Origin of the sequence: Kitasatospora arboriphila (assembly GCF_039528095.1) — a bacterium.
Taxonomy (GTDB): Bacteria; Actinomycetota; Actinomycetes; order Streptomycetales; family Streptomycetaceae; genus Kitasatospora; species Kitasatospora arboriphila.
In genome coordinates this window covers 8194-10694 of record NZ_BAAALD010000155.1, presented here as the reverse complement: position 1 = coordinate 10694, position 2501 = coordinate 8194, and the positions used below count along the sequence as shown (strand labels likewise).

The 2501-nt window shown below is 69.9% G+C and carries 1 protein-coding gene; it reads left to right on the top strand.

From position 1 onward, the window contains the following. Window positions 1–1005: 1005 nt before the first annotated feature. Window positions 1006–2253: an IS110 family RNA-guided transposase gene (locus ABD353_RS37865; protein WP_344628273.1), complete on the top strand. Its 1248-nt coding sequence runs from the start codon at window positions 1006–1008 to the stop codon at window positions 2251–2253. Window positions 2254–2501 lie beyond the last annotated feature (248 nt).

Below are 2501 nucleotides of genomic sequence, written 5' to 3'. Positions count from 1 at the left end.
CTTCCGGGGCCGAAGCCCCTGATCAGGAGTGTCCGTCAAAGCGGATCAAGCCCAGACCTTCTCGATCGCTGCGTAGCCCGGGTCTTCGGTTCGCAGGGCTTCGAGAGGCAGGACACTCCGTAGAAGGCTCTGGGTCCTCCCGCTCCACCGGCCACGGCCACAAGCCACGCCCCCGGGCCGGCGATAACGATCGGCACCAGCTCTTCACCGCGATACAGCGGGACACTTCACCGCGCACCCGGCTCCACCGTTCACCATCCCTGACCACGGACACCCGTGACCAGGGAAAAGAACCCCGGCCACCCCGGTGAACAGTCATGCCGAGCCACTGAAAACCAAACGCCGATCATCACGGCCCGACAAAAACCAGGGCGGGGCGGTATCAGAAACCCAGCTCCAGCACATTCCGCCACAGCCCATACCCTCACCCGGATGCCTGTTAAACCACCAGGGCTCCCCGGCAGAAGAGTTGAGACGTCAGATACCTAATGGGGGGCGAAGCCGGCGGATCGCTACACGTCTCCCGGTCCGACGAGACCTCGCTGTAGACCGCGGCCTCCGGCTTCACCTCGGCGGTGATCAGCTGACGTCCAGGGAGTCATATGACATCCCCGGGCCTTGAGCCCTCCAGAGAGAGTTGGCCCCGGGCGTCGGCCGACCGCCGCTGAGGAGCGCAACCGTGGGGGCGCTGGTGTCGGGGTCACTCCTGTCAGATACCCGAGGCCCTGACCTCCAGAGTGAGATCGGTGGGCCCCGGTGTCCGGCGTCCTCACGGCCGCTGTCGAGCGGGTGATCGAATGTCCGTGGTCCGAGCCCTCCGCAGGGTGCACCTCTCACCTCACCGGGACGCCTCCGAGCTCCTGCACAGACTGAGGCCCCTGCGGTCAGCTGGGGTCACGAACGACTAATCGGATGTCGGGCCCAGAGCCCTTCCATTAGGGAGTCGCGTGCCTCCGCGCAGGTCTTTGACCAGTGGATATGCACATCGGACGGAAGAACGGGAGGATGCCCGTGAAGGTGTTCTGCGGGGTCGACTGGGCCAGCGACCACCACGACGTCGCCGTGGTCGACGGCGATGGCAAGCTCCTCGGCCGGGCACGGATCGGCGACGACGCGGCCGGCCTGCAGCAGCTGCTCGACCTCCTGGCCGAGCACGGCGACAGCCCCGACGAGCGGATACCGGTGGCGATCGAGACCTCCCGCGGCCTGCTCGTCGCCTGCCTGCGCGCAACCGGCCGTCCCATCTACGCGGTCAACCCGATGGCCGCCGCCCGCTACCGCGAGCGGCACAGCGTCTCACGCAAGAAGTCCGACCACCTCGACGCGATGGTGCTGGCGAACATCCTGCGCACCGACGCCGACGCCCACCGCCCGCTGCCGGCCGACAGCGAGCTCGCCCAGGCCGTCGCCGTCCTCGCCCGCGCCCAACAGGACGCGGTCTGGGACCGCACCCAGGCCGGCAACAAGCTCCGCTCCCACCTGCGCGAATACTTCCCCGGCTACCTCGCCGCCGTCCAACCGACCACCGGCGGCCTCAACGCACCGCTGGCCCGCACCCTCCTGGCCGCCGCACCCACCCCCAGCCAGGCCGCCCGCCTGACCCGCACCCAGCTGAGGGCCGTGCTCAAGCATGCCGGCCGCCAGCGCGGCATCGAGGCCGAGGCCGAGCGCCTGCACGCCGCTCTGCGCGTTCCGCAGATGCGCCAGCTCCCGCTCGTCGAGCAGGCGATGGGCCGCCAGACCCTGGCCCTGCTCGGCAAGTTCGAGGCCTCCTGCGCTGCTGCGGACGACCTCGCCGAGGCCTCAGTTGAGCTGTTCGAGCAGCACCCCGACGCGGCGGTCATCACCAGCTTCCCCGGCCTCGGCGCGCTCAGCGGCGCCCGGGTCCTCGCCGAGATCGGCGACGACCGCACCCGCTTCGCCGACGCCAAGGCACTCAAGGCCTACGCCGGATCGGCGCCCGTCACCCGCGCCTCCGGCAAGAGCCACGCGGTCATGGTCCGACGGGTCAAGAACCAGCGACTCGCCGCCGTCGGCTACGTCTGGGCCTTCGCCTCCCTGAACGCCTCACCCGGCGCCCGGGCCCACTACGACCGCCGGCGCAAGGCCGGCGACCGCCACAGCTCCGCCCAGCGCAACCTCTACAACCGCTTCCTCGGCTGCCTCCACCACTGCCTGGCCACTGGCACTCTCTACAGCGAGAGCACCGCCTTCCCTGCCCCTCCCAAGCTCGAACTGGCCATCGCGGCTTGACTCCCTAATGCCATCGGATGTCTCACTCAACTGCCTGGGAGCCCTGTCCGTTCTTCCCCCGTCCACGATGCCCAGCCGTCACCCGATCGGTGGCCACTCTGAAAACGCTCAGTCATCGAGCCGCACCGCGCCTGGCGGTGCCGCCGACGGCGCAGGAGTGGTTGCCGATCCCGTCGCGGGCGCCTCGCCGGCCGCCCGCCCTTCGACCCCTCGCAGGCGGGGGGAACGCGAAACCGGGCCCCCCCCCC

What these genes read in the sequence shown, in the direction of transcription:
- ABD353_RS37865 (WP_344628273.1), top strand. Translation starts at nt 1,006, where the DNA reads ATGCCCGTGAAGGTGTTCTGCGGGGTCGACTGGGCCAGCGACCACCAC.